Here is an 18,252-nt window from a genome sequence, read left to right on the forward strand (position 1 = left end):
GATGACCGATATTACCAACCGTTATTTCGATGACGTCATTGCGCGGCTCAACGGTCTGCGCGACCGTCTTGCCGAGCCCATGGCCAAGGCTGCCGCATGCATTGCGACGGCGGCCAGGGCGGGTCGCCGGGTCTATGTGTTCGGCACCGGCCATTCGCATATGATGGCCGAGGAACTTCATTATCGCGCGGGCGGACTGGCGATCACGGTGCCGATCCTTTGCGGGTCGATCATGCTGCAGGACGGGGCCGTCGCAAGCTCGCATTTCGAGCGGATCGAGGGGGCCGTGCTGCCGATCCTCGACCGATACGGGATTGGCGAGGGCGATGTGCTGATCGTTGTGTCCAATTCCGGCGTCAATGCCGCGCCGATTGAAGCGGCGCGCTATGCGCGGGAAAAGGGGGCGGCGGTCATCGCCCTGACATCCGTTGCCTATTCCAATGCAATCGCCAAGGGACGCACGCAGTTGCTTTCCCTGGCTGATATTGTGCTGGACAATGACGCACCTGCGGGCGATGCGGTGCTGGATGTGGAAGGCAGCGCCTTGAAGGTGGGGCCGGTTTCCACCGCCCTTGGCGTCACGATCCTCAATGCGATTTTCGCCGATGTGGCGGCAAGGCTGGTGGGCGAGGGCGATGCGCCGATTTATCTGAGCGCCAACATGCCGGGCTCAGGCGATGTCAACCGTTCGCTGGTGGAGCGTTATCGCGATCGCAATCCGCATCTTTGAACCTGCTGCCCCCCTTTCCGGGGGGCAACGCGAAATTGGACAATCTTTCTTTCAAAGTCGCTTGATAGCGCAATCCGGTCAGTGCATTACGCATTCTGGCATGGCGGGGGCCGCATCGTGAACTAGTTTCAAGGCGCGTGCCTGGCTTGCGCCTTCGAAAATTTGAGGAAGTCCGATGCATAATTTTGTCCTGACCGTCACCTGCAAGTCCACCCGTGGTATCGTTGCCGCGATTTCGGGTTATCTTGCGGGCAAGGGTTGCAACATCATCGATAGCGCCCAGTTCGACGATCTGGATACCGGACGCTTCTTCATGCGCGTCAGCTTCATCTCCGAGGACGGTGTGGCGCTCGATGTTCTGCGTGACGGCTTTGCGCCGGTGGCAGCGCCGTTCGAGATGAATTTCGAATTCCATGACAATGCCCACCGCACCAAGACGCTGCTGATGGTCTCGCGTTTCGGCCATTGCCTGAACGACCTGCTTTATCGCTGGAAGATCGGCGCCCTGCCGATCGATATTGTCGGCGTGGTGTCGAACCATTTCGATTATCAGAAGGTCGTCGTCAATCACGACATTCCCTTCCACCATATCGCCGTCACCAAGGCCAACAAGCCGGAAGCCGAGCAGCGCCTCATGGATATAGTGGAAGATACCGGCACCGAGCTGGTGGTGCTTGCGCGTTACATGCAGGTTCTGTCCGATCAGCTCTGCCAGAAAATGTCGGGCAAGATCATCAACATCCATCACTCCTTCCTGCCGTCCTTCAAGGGGGCAAACCCTTACAAGCAGGCCTATGAGCGCGGCGTGAAACTGATCGGCGCCACGGCGCATTATGTGACCGCTGATCTTGATGAAGGCCCGATCATCGAGCAGGATGTGGCGCGCATCACCCATGCGCAGAGTGCTGCGGATTATGTGTCGATCGGGCGCGATGTCGAAGCGCAGGTTCTGGCGCGCGCAGTCCATGCGCATATCCATCACCGCTCTTTCCTCAACGGCAATCGTACCGTCGTGTTCCCGGCTAGCCCCGGATCCTTCGCCTCCGAACGCATGGGCTGATTGACCGGTCGATATTGACGCACTGACGGTCTGCAAATGGCGCTTCTCTGCGCTTCCGGTGCTCATGTACCTTAAAGTACACTCCGCTCCGGTTCTCGAGAAAGCACCATTTTCGCCGCGTCACTGCAACAATCTCAACCGGTCAATACGTTGCGACTCATAAAAAAACCCCACCGAAGCGGGGTTTTCTTTTGATCTATAATGAGATCGATCAGTCGATATCGAAGGAAACGCCCTGTGCCAGCGGCAGCGCCTTCGAGTAGTTGATGGTGTTGGTTGCGCGGCGCATATAGGCCTTCCACGCATCCGAACCCGATTCACGGCCGCCGCCGGTTTCCTTTTCGCCGCCGAATGCGCCGCCGATCTCAGCGCCCGAAGTGCCGATGTTGACATTGGCGATGCCGCAATCCGACCCTTCCGCCGAGAGGAAACGTTCCGCTTCCTGCAAGTTCAGCGTGAAGATCGAGGACGACAGGCCGGCGCCAACCGCATTGTGCTGCGCCAGAACATCGTCAAAGTCGGAATATTTCATCACATAAAGGATCGGTGCGAAGGTTTCTTCGAGAACCGGGCCTTGCTGTTTCGGCATTTCGACAATGGCCGGGCGCACATAGTAAGCGTTTTCATGGCCGGTATCGACGCGTTCGCCGCCCTGCACCTTGCCGCCATGGGCGGCTGCTTCCTTCAGCGCCTTCTGCATATTGTCGAAAGCCTGCCTGTCGATCAGCGGGCCGACCAGAGCGCTGGTTTCAAGCGGCGAGCCGACCGAAACGCTGGCATAGGCCTTCTGGAGACGCGGGACGAGCGCGTCATAGACGCTTTCGTGCACGAAAAGGCGACGCAGCGTGGTGCAGCGCTGGCCGGCGGTGCCCATGGCGCCGAAAGCGATGGCGCGCAGCGCCATGTCGAGATCGGCCGACGGGCAGACGATGCCGGCATTGTTGCCGCCGAGTTCGAGGATCGCGCGCGCAAAACGCCTGGCAAGGCGCGGACCGACTTCGCGGCCCATGCGGGTCGAGCCGGTTGCGGAAACAACGGGCACCTTCGGGCTGTCGACGAGGACTTCACCGATTTCACGGTCGCCGAGCAGGAGCAGCGAAATGCCTTCCGGCGCATCGCCGAAACGCTTCAGCGCGCGCTTGAAGATCGCATCGCAGGCAAGGGCGGTGAGGAGCGTCTTTTCAGACGGCTTCCAGACAACCGCGTTGCCGCAGACGATTGCGAGCGCCGCGTTCCACGACCAGACGGCGACGGGGAAGTTGAAGGCGGAGATAACGCCGACAACGCCCAGCGGATGCCAGGTTTCCATCATGCGATGGCCGGCGCGTTCGGTGGCGATGGTGAGGCCGTAAAGCTGGCGCGACAGGCCGACCGCGAAATCGCAGATGTCGATCATTTCCTGCACTTCGCCCAGACCTTCCGACGGGATCTTGCCCGCTTCGAGCGAGACGAGACGGCCGAGATCTTCCTTGGAAGCGCGCAGTTCTTCGCCAAGCAGGCGGATCAGTTCACCACGCTTCGGCGCCGGGACGTTGCGCCATGCGCGGAAGGCTTCATCGGCCTTGTCGATGATCCGGGCCGCATCTTCCTTGCTGTGGGTCTTGACCGCAGCAATCTGCTCACCGGAAACGGGGCTGAAACCGGCAAGATCGCCGCCCGTATAGGCGGATGCATCGACGCCGAGTTTGGAAAGCAGATCGGCGGCTTCCTTCTTCACGTCGATTTTTCTGACAGCGGTGTTCATGGCTTTCCTCTCTGTATGGGTTGTTTGCGCATAATCCGGTTCGAAAAGTCCGTAACTTTTCGGCGTCATGCGTTTATTCTGCCGCTTCGAGGCCCTTCAGGCCCGCTTGTACGGCTTCGATGGATTCGCGTTCGATGCGGGCATAGTGCTCGAATTCATTGAGCACTTTCGCGCCCAGATCATCCTCGAAACGTTTCTGGTTGGGGCTTTCGACAAATTCCTGTGTTTCGTCGTCGCCCAGATTGGACTGGAATATACCGGCAGCGCTGACCGGCAGGAAGTCCTCATAGGTGATCGCGTCGAACTGCACCGCACCGGCTTCGACCAGAACCTCGATATCGGTGCCCGGCTTGAAAGCTTCAAGCTTTGCCGCGTCCTTGACCGAATAGGCGAAGTAGCCGAGGCCTTCTTCGCGGATGCCTGCCCAAGTGTCGGGAAAGGCGGCGAAACTGTCGCCCAGAGCCTTCACATAGTCGCCCGCATTGGAGCCGTCCGGTGCGGGACGCGCGATGGCGCGGGTGTCGTTCAGGAACTTGTCGTAAAGCGCGCGGCCCTTTGGCGTCAGCGCCACGCCGCGCTGCTCGATCTCGCCGAAACGGGCAGTGTGCGAGCCGGGCGTCCATTCGCCATTGCTGCCGATGAAGGAGACTTCCTCTTCCAGCGCCTTGAACGAGGTCTGGCGCAGAAGGATCGGGCAATTGCGGGTGGGCGGGCCTTCGACCACGGCCTTCGGGTTGATGCCGCGTTGCGGCATCTGTTCCTGCACGGCGTCGATGTCGAGTGTGCGCGGTGTCAGATGGTTGATATGCGGCCCCTTGAAGGAAACGACATCAGCGATCAGGCGGTGGGTATCATGCAGGCGATGATAAAGCCCGGCGCTGACATTGGCCCGGTCATGCCAGCGGAAGGTTTCCAGCACTTCGGCAACAAAGGCTTTTGCGTCTTTCTCGTTGAGGCCGCCCTCCGCTTCCGCCTTCTCCACAAGAGCAACGGCGCCTGCCGTGAAGATACTGCGTTTCGCCAGGACTTCTTCCGCTTCAGCGCGCAGCTTTTCATCGGCAATGAGGTCGAGACGCAGCAGCGAGGTGAAAACACGGAACGGATTGTGTTTCAGGGCCGCGTCATCGATCGGGCGGAAGGCGGTGGAATGAACCGGAACACCGGCGGCGCTCAGATCGTAATAGCCGACCGGGAACATGCCCATGACCGCGAAGACGCGGCGCATCATGGAAAGCTCGGCGGCGGTGCCGAGACGGATCGCGCCGTGGCGTTCTTCGGAAATACGCTCGAGCGCGTCTGTTTCAGTCAGGCGTTCGTGCAGATGGCTGTCATTTGCCAGCACTTTGGCGTTCACGTCGGCGACGAGTTCCATGAGGGTGCCATAGGCAGGCACTTCTTCCCTGTACATGGCCGACATGGCTGCCGAAAAAGCGGAGCGAATGGCATCCGGCGAAACGAATTTCTGGTCTTGCATTGCGAAAATTTCCGTCGAATGGGGCATCTTCGGGTGATGCATGTCTGGTTTGGGAGGAACATGCATGGATGATGATGAAAATGTATCATATCAGCGGTTTTGCGGTTATGATCGCGACGAAAGCAACTATGTTAATGCGAGAATGGAATGAAGCTGAGCAGGAGACTGATCCCGGACATCGCCACGCTGCAGGCCTTCGAATGTGCCGCCCGCCACGGAAGTTTCACCCAGGCCGCACATGAGCTCAATCTCACCCAGAGCGCGGTGAGCCGCCAGATCAAGGACCTGGAAAGCCAGCTTGGCGTATTGCTGTTCGAGCGCATCCGCCAGCGCATCCTTCTGTCCGACGCCGGACGGAAATTCCTGCCGGAAGTGCGGCGCCTTCTGAACCAGACCGAGGACACGATGCTGCGCGCCATGGCCTCGGCGCAGTCTACCTCATCATTCAGCATTGCCACACTGCCAACCTTCGGCACCCGCTGGCTGATGCCGCGCATTCCTGATTTCATCGAGAAACATCCGGGTATCGCGCTCAACGTCGCATCGCGTTCCGGCGTCTTCGACTTCGAGGAACAGCCTTTCGATCTGGCGATCCATTACGGACAGCCGGTCTGGGCCCATGCCACCTGCACGTTTTTGTGCAGCGAGGTGATCGTTCCCGTTGCCAGCCCCAGCCTGTTGAAGGCGCGTCATCCGTCCGCGCCGGAAGAGCTGGAAAACGAGCCCCTGCTGCATCTTGCGACGCGACCCAAAATGTGGGCGCAATGGTTTGAAAGTTGCGGTGTCGAGGGCCAGTCGGCCTATCGCGGCCATCGCTTCGACCAGTTCTCGATGGTGATCGGTGCGGCATTGGCGGGTATGGGGTTTGCGCTGTTGCCGCTTTATCTGATCGAGCAGGAATTGCTGAGCGGTGATTTGGTGCTGCTTTTCGAAAAGCCGATGCGCACCGAGAATGAATATTATCTCGTCGTGCCGGAAGGAAAACTGGAAAATCCGCTGACGCAGGTGTTCTGCCAGTGGATCGCCGGGCAGGTCGGGAATACCGACTATTCGTCGCTGGTTCATTCCAAACCGGAATGAATTGTTGCGCAAATAACGCTGTCCAACCGGCTTTCGCGGCGTGCAATAGAAACAGTCGGGCAGGGTGCCCGTGTTTCACTATTTAAATGGTTGATCTCGATGCTGAACGATCCGCGCTCCCATGGTCTTTGGGAAAAGACCGCCCCTGCCGCTCCCGGAACGACTGCGCTGCAAGGTGATCTGACTGCGGATGTGGTGATCGTGGGCGGCGGTTTTACCGGCCTTTCGACGGCGCTGCATCTGGCCGAGAAGGGCACGCGGGCCATCGTTCTCGAAGGGATCGAGGTCGGCTATGGCGGTTCGGGCCGCAATGTCGGTCTGGTGAATGCAGGCATGTGGGTCATGCCGGACGATCTGCCGGGCGTGCTCGGCCATAAATATGGCGACCGGCTGCTCGATGTTCTGGGCAATGCGCCCAAGCTCGTCTTCGAGATCATCGAAAGACACAAGATCGCCTGCGAGGTTGAAAAACAGGGCACGCTGCACTGTGCCGTCGGCCAAAAGGGTCTGAAGGAACTCGAAGACCGCTATGAGCAATGGGCGCGCCGCGGCGCGAATGTGAAGCTGCTCGACGCGCACGAAACCGAAGCCAAGGTTGGCACGAAAGCCTATGCCGGTTCGCTGCTCGATCTGCGCGCCGGAACGATCCAGCCGCTTGCCTATGTGCGCGGCCTTGCCCATGCCGCCATTGCCGCCGGCGCGACCGTGTTTACGGGAAGCCCGGTGATCGGTGCGGAGGAAAAGAACGGCAAATGGGTGGTCAGGACCGCGAGCGGTTCCGTGACGGCAAACTGGGTGGTGGTGGCGACCAATGCCTACACCAATGCGCCATGGGCCGAAGTGCGCGCCGAACTGGTGCATCTGCCTTATTTCAACATGGCCACAAAGCCGCTTTCCGACAATCTGAAAAAGAGCATCCTGCCGGAACGCCAGGGTGTGTGGGATACGAAGGAAGTGCTTTCGTCTTTCCGTTTTGACCAGCAGGGCCGCCTCGTCTTTGGAAGTGTCGGCGCGCTGCGCAATACGGGTGCCGCCGTGCACAAGGCATGGGCAAGGAAATCATTGAAGCGTCTCTTCCCGCAGATTGGCGAGGTGGAGTTCGAGGCCGAATGGTATGGCAAGATCGGCATGACGGATGACAGCCTGCCCAAATTCCATCGCCTTGGGCGCAATGTGGTCGGCTTCTCCGGCTATAACGGGCGCGGCATTGCGCCGGGCACGGTGTTCGGAAAACTGCTGTCGCAGCTTGTGTCCGGTGAGATTTCGGAAGACGATCTGCCGCTGCCGGTCAGTGATCCGAAGGAACAGAATTTCCGCGGCCTGCGCGAAGCCTATTACGAGGCTGGAGCACAGGTGGCTCATGTGGCCGAAATTGTTGTCTAAGCTCGATAGCCTGTCATAAAATTGCAGCGCGGCTCCTCTATTGCCATCCGCATCCTCCCCTGATGGGGAGTGCGGGCGGCACGAAGCACAGACAACCGACGTGAAAAAAGCCCTCCGCAGAGGAAAATTCTGCCGGAGGGCTTTTGTTTGTCCGGCATTGGATGCAGGAATGTTTTGACAGGTGCACCATGAATGGAAATGATCGTGCCTATCGCCATCACATCGTCTGCGGGCTATCCCTTCGCACGCGGCGGGACTGTGCCGGTATCGCTGGCCCTGCCGGCGAACATTATACAGAAATTCGAGGAGCCAATCCCATGAACAAGATGCTGAAGCGGGCTGCTGTCGTACCTGCGCTTCTTGCTCTCTCCATCGCCGTGGCGCAGGCCGATACGCTGACGCTCTATACCTCGCAGCCGGAAGCGGATGCGACCCGGACCGTCGAAGCCTTCCGCAAGGCCAATCCCGATACGGATGTGCAGATTTTCCGTTCCGGCACGAGCGAACTCCTCACCAAGCTTGCCGCCGAGTTTGCAGCCGGCGCGCCCCAGCCGGATGTGCTTCTCATCGCCGACGCCGTGACCATGGAAGGGCTGAAGAAGGACAAGCGCCTGCTTGCCTATCCCGAAGCCAGGCTCGACGGTTTTGCGGCAGACAGCTATGATGCCGACAAGACCTATTTCGGCTCCAAGCTCATCACCACCGGCATCGCCTATAATACGGGTGCAGCGCAGAAGCCGGAACATTGGGCCGATCTCGCCAAGGCCGAGTATAAGGGCCAGGTCGTCATGCCGAACCCGCTTTATTCCGGCGCTGCCGCCTATCTCCTGAGCGGCTTTGCGCTTAACAAGGACCTTGGCTGGGACTATTTCAGGAAGCTCAAGGAAAATGAGCTTTCGAGTGTGAAGGGCAATGGCGCGGTGCTGAAATCGGTTGCCAGCGGCGAAAAGCCATACGGCATTCTGGTGGACTTCATGGCGCTCAACGCCAAGGCCAAGGGATCGCCGGTCGAATTCGTGTTCCCGGCGGAAGGCGTGCCTGCCGTGACGGAACCGGTCGCGATCATGGCCACATCCAGGAATGTCGACGGCGCCAAAAAATTCGTCGATTTCATCCTGTCCGACGATGGCCAGAAGCTGGCGCTGGAGCAGGGCTATCTGCCCGCCAAGGAAGGTGTCGGTCGCCCGGCATGGCTGCCGGAAGGCACCAGGATCAACATCATGTCGATCGACACCCAGAAGGTTCTCGACCAGACCGACGCCGACAAGAAGCAGTTCTCCGAGTTGTTTGGCGGATAGGCATTTCGATGCGGATCATGAAAGACCTTCAGGGTCGCGATGCGGCCCTGATTGCTGGCGTCACCCTGATCGTTGCGGTGCTTTCACTCGTGCCGATGGTGCGGCTTCTGGTGGAGCTTGTTGCGCCGCAGGGACATTTCTCGACATCGGCGCTGGTGGAGACGCTGGGCAGCCGGTCGACCTGGGTTGCGACATGGCATTCCGTGCAGATCGGCCTTGGCGGCACGCTGCTGGCGCTTGCCTTCGGCATTGTGGCGGCACTCCTCGTTGGCTTGACCAATATGCGCGGACGCAATGTCTTCGTGCTTTTCTATGTCACGCCGCTTCTGATCGCGCCGCAGGTGACGGCGCTGGCATGGCTGCAACTCTTTGGACCAGCGAGCCAGTTTCTCAAACTTATCGGCATGGCTCCGCCGCTTGGCAGCCGCAATCCGCTCTATTCCGTCTGGGGCATCATCCTGCTTCTGGGCGTGCAATATGGGCCGCTGGTCTTTTTGATCGTGCGCGCCGGTCTGCGCAAGCTCCCGCGCGAGCTGGTGGAGGCGGGCTTGAGCGCCGGCGCCAGTAAATGGACGGTGCTGCGCACCATCATCCTGCCGCTGATGACGCCATCGATCATCGGTGCTGCCGCGCTTGCCTTTGTGTCCTGCGTCGGCAATTTCGGCATTCCTGCCTTTCTCGGTATTCCGTCGAATTACCTCGTTTTGCCGACGCTGATCTATCAGCGCCTTGCTGGCGGCGGTCCAGCCGTCCTGTCCAGCGTCGCCGTGCTGTCGGTGCTGATCGGCCTGATCGCCATGGCAGGCATCGCCGCGCAGGACCATGCATCGCGCAGGCGTGATTTTCGTATTGTTTCGACATCGCTGCCTGCCGCTCCATTCAAGCTGGGGCGCTGGCGCGTGCCGGTGGAAGCGGCTGCGTGGCTGCTAATCGTGATCGTGCTGTTTTTGCCGCTTATCGGACTTATGCTTTCCGCGCTCGTTCCGGCCTATGGCGTGCCGCTGACATTTGCCACGGCAACCATCGAGAATTTCCGCTTTGTGCTGCTTGAACATGCCGGGGCGGCGCGCGCCTTCGGCAACAGCATCATGCTGTCGTTGGCCGCCGCACTCTTTGCCGTGCTGGTTGCCGTTCCACTCGCCTATATGCTGGCATGGCGCAAGCGGCGCTGGACGCCTGTGCTCAATTTCGCCGCCGAAATGCCTTATGCGCTGCCGGGCGTGGTGCTGGCCATTGCCTGTCTCCTGATGTTCCTGAAACCGCTGCCGGTGGTCGATGTCAGCCTCTACAACACGCTCTGGATCATTCTCTTTGCCTATCTGGCGCGCTTCTTCGTGCTGGCGCTGAGGCCGACCGTTGCCGGCCTGCACCAGATCGACCGTGCGATGGAGGAAGCGGCAAGGGTTGCGGGCGCGGGGCTTTTCTATCGCCTGCGCACCATTATATTTCCTCTGGTCGCACCGGCGACGCTTGCAGGTGGCGTGCTGATCTTCATGACTGCCTTCTGCGAGTTGACGGTTTCCGCGCTTCTCTGGGCGTCGGGATCGGAAACGCTGGGTGTGGTGATGTTTTCTTTTGAACAGGCGGGCGATTCCGCCTATGCGGCTGCCATATCCATTCTGGCCGTTGCGGTGACATTCATGCTGATGCTTGCAACCAATCTGTTTGCCCGGCGTCTTCCAAACGGAGTGCTGCCATGGCGCGACTGAAAATCGCTTCTGTTTCCAAGGCCTTCAACGGGTTTCAGGTCTTGTCGGAGGTTTCGCTGGATGTGAAGGACGGTGAATTCGTCGCCATTCTCGGGCCGTCCGGCTGCGGCAAGACCACGCTTTTGCGCATGATCGCGGGCTTCGAGGATGTCGATGGCGGCGAAATCCATATTGGCGATGCGTGTGTCTCCCAGCTTGACGGCAATGTGCCGCCCGAAAAACGGCAGGTCGGCATTGTTTTCCAGAATTATGCGCTCTGGCCGCATATGACGGTGGCGGAAAATGTCGGCTACAGTCTGCGCGTGGCCAAGGTTGCCAAAGCCGAGCGCGAGCGCCGCGTCAGGGAAGCGCTGGCGCTGGTCGATCTGCAAGGGTTCGAGGATCGCCGTCCGGCCAATCTTTCCGGCGGTCAGCGGCAGCGCGTGGCGCTGGCCCGTTGCCTGGTCGCCGCACCGTCGCTGGTGCTGTTCGACGAACCGCTGGCCAATCTCGATGTGCATCTGCGTGCCTCGATGGAAGACGAGTTTGCGGCGTTTCACAAACGCACGGGCACGACGATCATCTATATCACCCACGATCAGGCGGAAGCCATGGCGCTTGCGGACCGCATCGCGGTGCTGGACCATGGCAGGCTTCAGCAGTTCGATACGCCGCGCAAGCTTTATGAGGAGCCCGCGAGCGCGATGGTCGCCTCCTTCATCGCGCATGGCATGGTGCTGCCCGCCGAGGTGGTTTCGTTTGCGGAGCGTGGATATTGCGAGGCGCTGGTGCTGGGAAACCGGGCACAGGTGCGCTGTTCGGGCATCGAAATGCCGCGTGCCAACGCAAAACTCTGCCTGCGGGCAGGTGATCTGCAACTGACCGAGACCGGCGGCATTCCGGTTCGGGTGAAGCGTTCGGTCTATCGGGGCGGCGGGTCAAGGATCGAGGCCGCGCCAGTCGCCAGGCCGGACATTCACCTGCATTTTGAGGTGCGCGACCCGGTGCAGTTGAACGAAGGCGATACGGTGCGCGTCGCGATCCGCAGCGGCTGGATCATTCCCACCGATGAAATGCCGGTGAGAAAAGTCTCAACCGGCTTTCCAATCGGCAACAAGATTTAGCTTATTTTTTCTTCATCGCTTCCAGAAGGGCTGCACCGAAAGCGCCGGTTGAAGGCTGCTCCTGCTTGCGCTGCGGGGCGAAGTTCTTGGCAGGCCTTGCATCGCGCGGTGCGTTATTGCGGGGAGCAGGGGCTTCGCCGCCATCCTTGCGCATCGTGAGGCCGATGCGCTTGCGGGGCACATCCACCTCCGTCACACGAACCTTCACCACGTCGCCTGCCTTCACCACTTCATGCGGGTCTTTCACAAAGCGGTCGGCAAGCTGCGAAACGTGGACAAGCCCGTCCTGATGCACGCCGATATCGACAAAGGCGCCAAAGGCGGCCACGTTGGTCACGGTGCCTTCCAGCATCATGCCGGGTTTCAGGTCCTTGATGTCGTCAATGCCGTCGGCAAAGGTCGCGGTCCTGAATTCCGGGCGCGGGTCGCGTCCCGGCTTGTCGAGTTCGGCAATGATGTCGCGCACGGTCGGCAGGCCGAAACGTTCGTCCACGAAAACACGCGGGTCGAGGCTTTTGAGCGCCGCGCTGTCGCCCATGAGGCTGCGCACGTCGCGCCCGCAGGCAGCAACGATCTTCTTCGCCACACCATAGGCTTCCGGGTGAACGGCGGAAGCGTCCAGCGGCTCGGTGCCGTTTGCAATACGCAGGAAGCCTGCGCATTGTTCGAAAGCGCGGTTGCCGAGGCGCGCGACTTTCAAAAGCTCCTTGCGGTTTTTGAAGGCCCCGGCCTCATCGCGATGCGCAACGATTGCCTCGGCGAGCGATTTTCCAAGGCCCGAAACACGGGCCAGCAGCGAGGCGGAAGCCGTGTTGAGGTCAACGCCGACGGCGTTCACCGCGTCCTCGACCACCGCATCGAGCGAACGCGCCAGCCGGGACTGGTCCACATCATGCTGATACTGGCCGACGCCGATCGATTTTGGTTCGATCTTGACCAGTTCCGCCAGCGGGTCCTGCAAACGGCGGGCGATGGAAACGGCGCCGCGCAGCGACACATCGAGCTGCGGGAATTCGGCGGCTGCGGTTTCGGACGCCGAATAGACCGAGGCGCCTGCTTCCGACACGATAACCTTCAGCGGCTTCGGGGCGGGCATATCCGACAGCATATCCACTACGAGCCGCTCGGTTTCGCGGCTGCCGGTTCCGTTGCCGATGGCGATCAGCTCTATTTTGTGCTTGCGGACGAGGCTTGCAAGTTCGGCCTGCGTGCCGCGCACATCGTTCTTCGGCGGGAAAGGATAAACCGTCGTTGTGTCGAGCAGCTTGCCCGTGCCGTCGACCACCGCGACCTTGACGCCGGTGCGGATGCCGGGATCAAGCCCCATGGTGGCGCGCGAACCGGCGGGGGCCGCCAGCAGCAAATCTTTCAGGTTGCGGGCAAAGACGTTGATCGCTTCTTCCTCGGCCCGTTCACGCAGGTCGCGCATCAGGTCGAGCGACAGGGAAAGAGAGAGTTTGACGCGCCAGGCCCAGCCCGCAACGTCCATCAGCCAGCGATCACCGGGAAGCGTTGCGCCGATATTATAGGCGGCAGCGATCTTGCGCTCGACCGGCTTGATCGGTGACGTGTCGTCGGCGTCGATTTCAATGTCGAGCGAGAGAAAATCCTCATTGCGCCCGCGCAGCATGGCCAGCGCGCGGTGGCCGGCCACGGTCGCCCAGCGCTCGGCATGGTCGAAATAATCGGAGAATTTCGCACCCGCCTCCTGCTTGCCGTCAACGACGCGCGAACGCAGGATGGCCTTGTCCTTGAGGTAATTGCGCAGATTGCCGATCAGCTCGGCGTTTTCCGCAAAGCCTTCGGCGATAATGTCGCGCGCGCCATCCAGCGCAGCCTTCACATCGGCAACATCGGCGGTGATGTATTGCGCCGCGATTTCGGCCGGCACGAGGCTGCGGTCGGCAAGGATTGCCTCGGCAAGCGGCCCCAATCCACGCTCGCGGGCGATTTCCGCCTTGGTGCGGCGCTTCGGCTTGTAGGGCAGATAAAGGTCTTCCAGTTCCGCCTTGGTTTCGACGCCTGCGATCTTGCGTTCGAGTTCCGGCGTCAGTTTTCCCTGACCGCCGATCGATTCCAGGATCGATGCGCGCCGGGCTTCCAGTTCGCGCAGATAGGCGAGACGTTCGGAAAGCTGGCGCAACTGCGTATCATCGAGGCCGCCGGTGACTTCCTTGCGGTAGCGCGCGACGAAAGGCACGGTCGCGCCTTCATCCAGCAGGCCGATGGCCGCCATCGCCTGATCCGGCTTTGCGTTGATCTCCGCCGCGATGATCCCGGCAATACGCTTGGTAATATCCGCCATGTAGTTTCCAATTCTCCACTGTCACGGCGAACATAGTCGGATGCCGGTTCGGCGCAATCAAGGCAGTATCGATGTTCCACAGGAAAGGCGCCAATCCGGCTGTTCACGCCGATGTGAACGGGCCGCATCTTTAATAAATCGGATTCAAGCAATACTTATATCGTGAAATGACGATATACATCGGAAGATAAGCGAGGTGGCTGCGATGTCTGATGTTCAGTCTATACCTCTGGACGAGATACTCAAGGCGCTTGCCAATCCGGTGCGTCTCGACATTCTGAACTGGCTCAAGGAACCGGAGAAGCACTTTTCCGGCCAGCACATGCCTCTGGAGATGGGCGTGTGCGCGGGCCAGTTCGAACGGTGCGGCCTGTCCCAGTCGTCCGTTTCGGCCCATTTGTCCGTGCTGACAAAGGCGGGGCTGATCATGCCCCACCGCGTCGGCCAGTGGACCTTCTACAAGCGCGATGAGGAGGCGATAGCAGCCTTCATCAAAGCCTTGTCCGATCTTTAATCCATCCTGCAACCGATCTTTCCCACTTGAAGGAAATGTATCCATGGCCTCATTGTTCGACCCCGTTACCATCGGTGATCTGAAGCTTGCAAACCGCATCGTCATGGCGCCGCTGACGCGCAACCGTTCGCCGCGCGCCGTGCCGAACGATCTCAATGTCACCTATTACGAGCAGCGCGCCAGCGCCGGTCTCATCATCACCGAGGCAACGCCGATCAGCCATCAGGGGCAGGGCTATGCCGATGTTCCCGGCCTTTATTCAGCCGAACAACTGGCAGGCTGGAAGCGCGTGACCGATGCCGTTCATGGTGCTGGCGGCAAGATCGTCGCGCAGATGTGGCATGTGGGGCGCATTTCGCATACCAGCCTGCAACCCGATGGCGGAAAGCCGGTCGCTCCGTCCGCGATCACGGCTAAATCGAAGACCTATCTGGTCCATCCGGACGGGACGGGAGAATTTGCGCCGACCTCCGAACCGCGCGCGCTGGAAAAGAGCGAGCTTCCGGGGATCGTTGCTGACTATGCCAGGGCTGCAAAGGATGCAGTTGAGGCCGCGGGATTTGACGGCGTGGAGATTCACGCGGCCAATGGCTATCTGATCGACCAGTTCCTGCGCTCGGGCAGCAATCACCGCACCGATGAATATGGCGGCTCGATTGAAAATCGCGCCCGCTTCCTGTTCGAAGTCGTCAATGCCGTAACCAAGGCCGTCGGGGCTGGAAAGGTCGGCATCCGCCTGTCTCCGGTCACGCCTGCCAACGATGCTTCCGATCCGGATCCGCAGCCGCTCTTCGACTATGTGATCGAGAAACTGGCGGCTTATGGTCTGGCCTATATCCACATCATCGAAGGTGCGACCGGCGGCCCGCGTGATTTCCAGCAGGGACCGCAGCCTTTTGACTATGCGCGTCTCAAGCAGGTCTATCGTGATGCGGGCGGCAAGGCTGCATGGATGGTCAATAACGGGTATGACCGTGCGCTGGCCGAAGAGGAAGTCGAAAGCGGCCGCGCGGATGTGGTGGCTTTCGGCAAGCCGTTCATCGCCAATCCCGATCTGGTGCGCCGCCTGAAGGACAATGCGCCGCTGAACGAACTCGACCAGCAGCATATGTATGGCGGCGGCGCGAAGGGCTATACGGACTATCCCGTGCTTGCCTGACCATGAAATACAAAACCCGGCGCCAATGCCGGGTTTTGTAATCAGAGCCTTGCCCGCGTCGAGCGCGGCGTTGCCAGCAGGAGGTTGGTCTCGCTGGCCTTGATGCCCGGCACCAGCCGGATGCGGCGCAGCACCGCATCAAAATCGGTCAGCGTGGCGGCGCCCAGTTCCACCACCAGGTCGAAGCGGCCATTGGTGGTGTGGACGGCTGAAATTTCCGAAAAGCCGCCCAGCGCCTTGACCACGCGGTCCGCCACGTGGCCTTCGATCTCGATCATCATGATGCCGCGCACCGGCAGATCGACGGCATCGGAGCGGAGAATAACCGTATAGCCGATGATGTCGCCGGACTGTTCAAGCCGCTCCATGCGTGAGCGCACAGTCGCGCGTGAAACGCCAAGATCGATTGCGATATCCGAGATGCTGCGCCGCCCGTTATGGCGCAAGAGCGTAATCAGCTTTTCGTCCAGATCGTCCATGCTTTCTCCATTTTGAAAAGCCAATCCGACATTCTGATAAACCAAACCGATAAAATTGCCAATCCGGTTGGTTCACATCGCCAAGCGTAAATGGTGAATCTTGTTGCAGATGTTTAGAAGGAATCCAATTTATGCATTGCAAGATTCTGGGTCTGCCCGTTCAGGAAGGCACCGGCCGCGTGGGCTGCAATATGGGCCCCGATTCCTATCGGGCCGCCGGCATTGCCTCGGCCATCGAGGAACTTGGCCACCAGTTTACCGATCTGGGCAATCTGGCGCCTGCCGCACAGCGTCCGCAGGAGCACCCAAATCCGGCAATCAAGGCGCTTCCCCACGCGGTCGCCTGGATCGAGGCCATCAGCGAAGCCGCCTATCGCGAAAGCGCGGATGGATTTCCGATCTTTCTTGGTGGCGATCACCTTCTGGCAGCGGGCACGGTTCCGGGGATTGCGCGCCGCGCGGCTGAAAAGGGGCGCAAGCAATTCGTGCTCTGGCTCGATGCGCATACGGATTTCCACACATTGGAAACGACGACGAGCGGCAATCTGCATGGCACGCCCGTTGCCTATTATACCGGCCAGAAGGGCTTTGAGGGCTATTTCCCGAAGCTTGCCGCGCCGGTTGATCCCGCCAATGTCTGCATGCTGGGCATTCGCAGCGTCGATCCGGCGGAACGGGAGGCGATCAAGAAAACGGAAGTTGCCGTCTATGACATGCGCCTGATTGATGAGCATGGCGTTGCCGCCTTGCTGCGCCGTTTCCTTGAACGGGTAAAGGCGGAAAACGGACTTCTGCATGTGAGCCTCGACGTCGATTTTCTCGATCCATCCATTGCGCCTGCCGTGGGCACCACGGTGCCGGGCGGCGCGACCTTCCGTGAAGCGCATCTCATCATGGAGATGCTGCATGACAGCGGGTTGGTGACGAGCCTCGACCTGGTGGAACTCAACCCTTTTCTTGATGAGCGCGGACGCACCGCCACCGTGATGGTGGATCTGATGGCGAGCCTTCTTGGCCGCAGCGTCATGGATCGTCCGACCGTCAGCTACTGATGCAGCCCGTCCGGCTGCCCAATGCTCAAGGAGCAATAATGACCCAACCGAACCTCAATATCGTTCCTTTCGTCAGTGTCGATCACATGATGAAACTGGTGCTTTCCGTCGGCGTCGAGACTTTCCTCAAGGAGCTTGCCGACTATGTCGAGGAAGATTTCCGCCGCTGGGAATCGTTCGACAAGACGCCGCGCGTGGCATCGCACTCGAAGGAAGGCGTGATTGAGCTGATGCCGACGAGCGACGGCACGCTTTATGGCTTCAAATATGTGAACGGCCATCCGAAGAATACGCGCGAGGGGCTTCAGACCGTTACGGCTTTCGGCGTGCTTGCCGATGTCGGCAGCGGCTATCCGATGCTGTTGACGGAGATGACCATTTTGACGGCGCTGCGCACCGCCGCCACGTCGGCAGTTGCCGCAAAACATCTGGCCCCGAAAAATGCCCGCACAATGGCCATCATCGGCAATGGCGCGCAGAGCGAGTTTCAGGCGCTGGCGTTCAAGGCGATCCTGGGGGTGGACAAGCTGCGTCTTTACGATCTTGACCCGGAAGCGACCGCCAAGTGTATCCGCAATCTGCAAGGCGCCGGTTTCGACATCGTTGCCTGCAAAAGCGTGGAGGAAGCGGTCGAGGGGGCGGATATCATCACCACCGTCACCGCCGACAAGGCCAATGCGACGATCCTGACCGACAATATGGTGGGTTCCGGCGTGCACATCAACGCGGTCGGCGGCGACTGCCCCGGCAAGACGGAGCTGCATGGCGATATCCTGCGCCGTTCGGATATTTTCGTCGAATATCCGCCGCAGACCCGCATCGAAGGCGAAATCCAGCAATTGCCGGAAGATTATCCGGTCAACGAGCTTTGGGAAGTCATCACCGGCAAGATCGCCGGACGCAAGGACGCGCGCCAGATAACGCTGTTCGATTCTGTTGGTTTCGCCACGGAAGATTTTTCGGCTCTGCGCTATGTGCGCGACAAGCTGCGGGATACCGGCCTCTACGAACAGCTGGACCTCTTGGCCGACCCGGATGAGCCGCGCGATCTCTACGGCATGCTGCTGCGCCATGAGAAGCTGCTTGAGGGCGAAAAGACCAAGCCTGCGGCCTGATGTTGGGGGCTTTCCGCCCCCGGTGCTATGCACCACCTGTTGCAGCC

General features: G+C 60.2%; 15 protein-coding genes. 11 read left to right on the top strand and 4 right to left on the bottom strand.

The genetic code is table 11. The features are described 5' to 3' along the window. Position 1 precedes the first annotated feature (1 nt). Both AVM02_RS19215 and purU read left to right on the top strand, forming a co-directional pair. A complete protein-coding gene (locus tag AVM02_RS19215; protein ID WP_411508500.1) occupies positions 2–730 on the top strand; it encodes an SIS domain-containing protein in 729 nt (242 codons plus the stop codon). Positions 731–905: 175 nt separating this feature from the next. Next, entirely contained in the window at positions 906–1,790 is an 885-nt protein-coding gene (gene purU, locus AVM02_RS19220; protein ID WP_411508501.1) for a formyltetrahydrofolate deformylase, read from the top strand. A gap of 211 nt (positions 1,791–2,001) precedes the next feature. Here purU and AVM02_RS19225 read toward each other — a convergent pair whose 3' ends face one another. Both AVM02_RS19225 and AVM02_RS19230 read right to left on the bottom strand, forming a co-directional pair. Then, on the bottom strand, positions 2,002–3,534 hold the full coding sequence (locus AVM02_RS19225) for an aldehyde dehydrogenase family protein (RefSeq protein ID WP_411508502.1): 1,533 nt from the start codon (positions 3,532–3,534) through the stop codon (positions 2,002–2,004). Between the two features lie 73 nt (positions 3,535–3,607). Continuing rightward, positions 3,608–5,008, bottom strand: coding sequence for a VOC family protein (locus AVM02_RS19230; protein WP_411508503.1), 1,401 nt, complete (start codon positions 5,006–5,008; stop codon positions 3,608–3,610). Positions 5,009–5,155: 147 nt separating this feature from the next. On the opposite strand from AVM02_RS19230, the gene AVM02_RS19235 reads away from it, so the two are divergent. From AVM02_RS19235 to AVM02_RS19255, 5 genes are all read left to right on the top strand, one after another. Continuing rightward, on the top strand, positions 5,156–6,088 hold the full coding sequence (locus AVM02_RS19235; RefSeq protein ID WP_411508504.1) for a LysR family transcriptional regulator: 933 nt from the start codon (positions 5,156–5,158) through the stop codon (positions 6,086–6,088). A gap of 99 nt (positions 6,089–6,187) precedes the next feature. Further along, the gene (locus AVM02_RS19240; protein ID WP_411508505.1) at positions 6,188–7,471 is read left to right on the top strand and encodes an NAD(P)/FAD-dependent oxidoreductase; all 1,284 of its coding nucleotides are present in this window, start codon (positions 6,188–6,190) and stop codon (positions 7,469–7,471) included. A gap of 317 nt (positions 7,472–7,788) precedes the next feature. Continuing rightward, complete coding sequence (locus tag AVM02_RS19245; RefSeq protein ID WP_411508506.1) at positions 7,789–8,769, top strand: ABC transporter substrate-binding protein; 981 nt, start codon at positions 7,789–7,791, stop codon at positions 8,767–8,769. 8 nt (positions 8,770–8,777) lie between these two features. After that, positions 8,778–10,478, top strand: a complete 1,701-nt coding sequence (locus tag AVM02_RS19250) for an ABC transporter permease (protein WP_411508507.1) — start codon at positions 8,778–8,780, stop codon at positions 10,476–10,478. Further along, positions 10,466–11,581, top strand: a complete 1,116-nt coding sequence (locus tag AVM02_RS19255) for an ABC transporter ATP-binding protein (protein ID WP_411508508.1) — start codon at positions 10,466–10,468, stop codon at positions 11,579–11,581. The genes AVM02_RS19250 and AVM02_RS19255 overlap by 13 nt, the downstream gene beginning before the upstream one ends. Before the next feature lies 1 nt (position 11,582). Here AVM02_RS19255 and AVM02_RS19260 read toward each other — a convergent pair whose 3' ends face one another. After that, positions 11,583–13,886 (bottom strand): Tex family protein, encoded by a 2,304-nt coding sequence (locus AVM02_RS19260; RefSeq protein ID WP_411508509.1) that lies wholly within the window; start codon positions 13,884–13,886, stop codon positions 11,583–11,585. Positions 13,887–14,091: 205 nt separating this feature from the next. On the opposite strand from AVM02_RS19260, the gene AVM02_RS19265 reads away from it, so the two are divergent. Both AVM02_RS19265 and AVM02_RS19270 read left to right on the top strand, forming a co-directional pair. Continuing rightward, positions 14,092–14,400 carry an ArsR/SmtB family transcription factor gene (locus AVM02_RS19265; RefSeq protein WP_411508510.1) on the top strand — a complete coding sequence of 103 codons (309 nt, stop codon included), beginning with the start codon at positions 14,092–14,094 and terminating at the stop codon, positions 14,398–14,400. Between the two features lie 43 nt (positions 14,401–14,443). After that, the gene (locus AVM02_RS19270) at positions 14,444–15,559 is read left to right on the top strand and encodes an alkene reductase (RefSeq protein ID WP_411508511.1); all 1,116 of its coding nucleotides are present in this window, start codon (positions 14,444–14,446) and stop codon (positions 15,557–15,559) included. 41 nt (positions 15,560–15,600) lie between these two features. Here the strand turns inward: AVM02_RS19270 and AVM02_RS19275 are convergent, their stop codons facing one another. Continuing rightward, complete coding sequence (locus AVM02_RS19275) at positions 15,601–16,038, bottom strand: Lrp/AsnC family transcriptional regulator (protein ID WP_411508512.1); 438 nt, start codon at positions 16,036–16,038, stop codon at positions 15,601–15,603. Positions 16,039–16,169: 131 nt separating this feature from the next. Here AVM02_RS19275 and rocF point away from each other — a divergent pair, with 131 nt between their 5' ends. Both rocF and AVM02_RS19285 read left to right on the top strand, forming a co-directional pair. Then, positions 16,170–17,090 (top strand): arginase, encoded by a 921-nt coding sequence (gene rocF, locus AVM02_RS19280; RefSeq protein ID WP_411508513.1) that lies wholly within the window; start codon positions 16,170–16,172, stop codon positions 17,088–17,090. A 38-nt stretch (positions 17,091–17,128) separates the two neighbouring features. Then, on the top strand, positions 17,129–18,205 hold the full coding sequence (locus tag AVM02_RS19285) for an ornithine cyclodeaminase (protein ID WP_411508514.1): 1,077 nt from the start codon (positions 17,129–17,131) through the stop codon (positions 18,203–18,205). The last annotated feature ends 47 nt before the right edge of the window (positions 18,206–18,252 follow it).

It is taken from the genome of Brucella anthropi (assembly GCF_046630315.1).
Taxonomy (GTDB): Bacteria; Pseudomonadota; Alphaproteobacteria; order Rhizobiales; family Rhizobiaceae; genus Brucella; species Brucella anthropi_A.